The 273-nt window shown below is 64.8% G+C and carries 1 protein-coding gene; it reads right to left on the bottom strand.

Annotated elements, in window-relative coordinates; translation table 11 throughout:
• A partial coding sequence (locus H3O04_RS35855) for an SDR family NAD(P)-dependent oxidoreductase (protein ID WP_202589564.1) occupies nt 1-273 on the bottom strand: 273 nt, incomplete at both ends.

Consider the following 273-nt stretch of genomic DNA (forward strand, 5'->3'; position numbering starts at 1 on the left):
TGCGCACGAAGCCCGGACACACGACGTGCGAGCGCACGTTGTGCTTCGCGCCTTCCTTCGCCAGCACGCGGGCGAGGCCCAGCAGGCCATGCTTGGCCGTCACGTACGCCGACTTCAGCGGCGACGCCTCGTGCGAGTGCACCGAGCCCATGTAGATCACGACGCCGCCGCGATCGTCCTTGTACATGTGCTTGAGCGCGGCCTTCGTCGTCAGGAACGCGCCGTCCACGTGGATCGCCTGCATCTTCTTCCAGTCGGAGAACGAATAGTTCT

The sequence above is a fragment of the Burkholderia sp. KCJ3K979 genome (assembly GCF_016759955.1).
In the GTDB taxonomy this organism is placed as follows: Bacteria; Pseudomonadota; Gammaproteobacteria; order Burkholderiales; family Burkholderiaceae; genus Burkholderia; species Burkholderia orbicola.